Here is a 2257-nt window from a genome sequence, read left to right as displayed (position 1 = left end):
ACGACGCGCTGGCCAGCCTCGATGACGATTTCGATCATCTTTATATCGATTTTGGCCGCCCCTCGATCGCGCCGGAACGACTGATCCGGGCCAGCCTGCTCCAGATCTTGTTCTCGGTCCGATCAGAGCGACAGTTGATGGAACAGATGCAGTATAACTTGATGTTCCGCTGGTTCGTCGGCCTCGGTATCGATGATCCGGTCTGGGGGCCGACGGATTTTCACAAAGAACCGCGACCGGCTGCTGACGACCGAGATGTCGCGCAAGGTCAAGGCGGCGATCCTGGCTCATCGCGAGGTCGCGCCGCTCTTGTCAGATGACCATTTTTCGGTCGATGGCACGCTGATCAAGGCCTGCGCTTCGATGAAGAGCTTCAAGCCGAAGGCGGCGCATACCCGGCTCTGCCAGGAGATCGATCCTCAGGGCATCGCCGGGCTCACCCCGGCACTGTCGCGCTGGGTCCGGGCCAAAGCCATTGCCCATTTGGAAACCTATCTCGCCCGGGCGGGATACTGACCGCGACCAAGCTCGCACGCAAAAACAGTCTCACCGCCGATCCGGCGATCGTCCCCATTTCCAGTTGACGACGACACGCAAAAGCGCCAGCTTGCCGCCACGTCAGGGGAGTCCCGCCTAGGGGACTGAGAGGCTGACAGGGGGAAACCCCGGTGATGCGACCCTTTGAACCTGACCCAGTTGACACTGGCGTAGGAAGACCGAAGGGCAATCTCCCCAAAGCATCAGCGGGGCGGTCCTTTCGGGCCATGGGCCCGGATTGCGGGGTCAGTGGCCCCTTTCTGCCCGGTTTCGCTTGGGTCTTTTCGAAAGGAAGGACCAGATGACGAAACTGAACATCACCACCGGCGCCTTGCCCGCATCGCGCAAGATCCATCTCTCGGGCCAGTTGCACAATATCCGCGTGCCCCTGCGCGAAATCACCATCTCATCCGAAGCGCCTTTGAGCATTTACGACAGCTCCGGTCCCTATACCGATCCGGCGGTCCAGGTCGACATTGCCAAAGGATTGGCGGATATGCGGGGCGACTGGCTGCGCCAGCGCGGTGATGTCGAGACCTATCCAGGCCGAACGGTGACAGCCGCCGATAATGGTTTTGCGCAAGGCGCAAGGCTCACCCCGGCGTTCCCGCTGCAGCGACCGCCCCTGCGTGCAACCGGGGGACGGGCGGTGACGCAACTCGCCTATGCCCGCGCCGGGCTGATCACGCCCGAGATGGAATTTGTGGCGATCCGAGAGAACGAGGGCCGCAAGGCTGCGCCTATTCGCGACGGCGAGCCTTTCGGTGCGACCCTGCCCGATCTCGTCACCCCGGAGTTTGTCCGCGCCGAGATCGCCGCCGGTCGCGCCATCATCCCGGCGAATATCAACCATCGCGAGCTGGAGCCGATGATCATCGGCCGCAGCTTCAAGGTGAAGATCAACGCCAATATCGGCAACTCCGCCGTGACCTCCAGTATGGAGGAAGAGGTCGAGAAGATGGTCTGGGCGATCCGTTGGGGCGCGGATACGGTGATGGACCTGTCCACGGGCCGCAACATCCATAACATTCGCGACTGGATCATTCGCAACGCGCCGGTCCCGATCGGCACCGTGCCGCTCTATCAGGCGCTGGAAAAGGTCGGCGGCGTGGCCGAGGATCTGACATGGGAAATCTTCCGCGATACATTGATCGAACAGGCTGAGCAGGGCGTGGATTACTTCACCATCCATGCAGGCGTGCGGCTGGCCTTCATTCCGATGACAGCCAAGCGGGTGACCGGGATCGTCAGCCGTGGCGGCTCGATCATGGCGAAATGGTGTCTGCACCACCACCGCGAGAGCTTCCTCTATGAACGTTTCGACGAGATCTGCGACATCATGCGGGCCTATGACGTGTCGTTTTCGCTTGGGGACGGACTGCGCCCGGGTTCCATCGCCGATGCCAATGATCAGGCGCAATTCGCCGAATTGCGAACGCTGGGTGAGCTGACCAAGATCGCCTGGGCCAAGGATTGTCAGGTCATGATCGAGGGTCCAGGTCATGTGCCGATGCACAAGATCAAGGCCAATATGGACGAACAACTCAAGCATTGCCACGAGGCGCCATTCTACACGCTGGGGCCGCTGACGACCGACATCGCACCGGGATATGACCACATCACCAGCGCCATTGGTGCGGCAATGATCGGTTGGTTCGGCACGGCGATGCTGTGCTACGTCACCCCCAAGGAACATCTCGGCCTGCCAGACCGCAACGAC

General features: G+C 61.3%; 1 protein-coding gene and 1 pseudogene. Both read left to right on the top strand.

Going from position 1 to position 2257, the window contains the following annotated elements; genetic code table 11:
- Positions 1-384, top strand: a pseudogene (locus VNQ78_RS18290) (transposase); the annotation flags it as partial.
- Between the two features lie 454 nt (positions 385-838).
- Positions 839-2257 (top strand): phosphomethylpyrimidine synthase ThiC (gene thiC / locus VNQ78_RS18285; RefSeq protein WP_325692477.1); only part of this gene is annotated, 1419 nt, incomplete at its 3' end.

This window comes from Paracoccus sp. (in: a-proteobacteria) (assembly GCF_035556475.1).
Lineage (GTDB): Bacteria > Pseudomonadota > Alphaproteobacteria > Rhodobacterales > Rhodobacteraceae > Paracoccus.
This window is presented reverse-complemented; position numbering and strand designations above follow the sequence as displayed.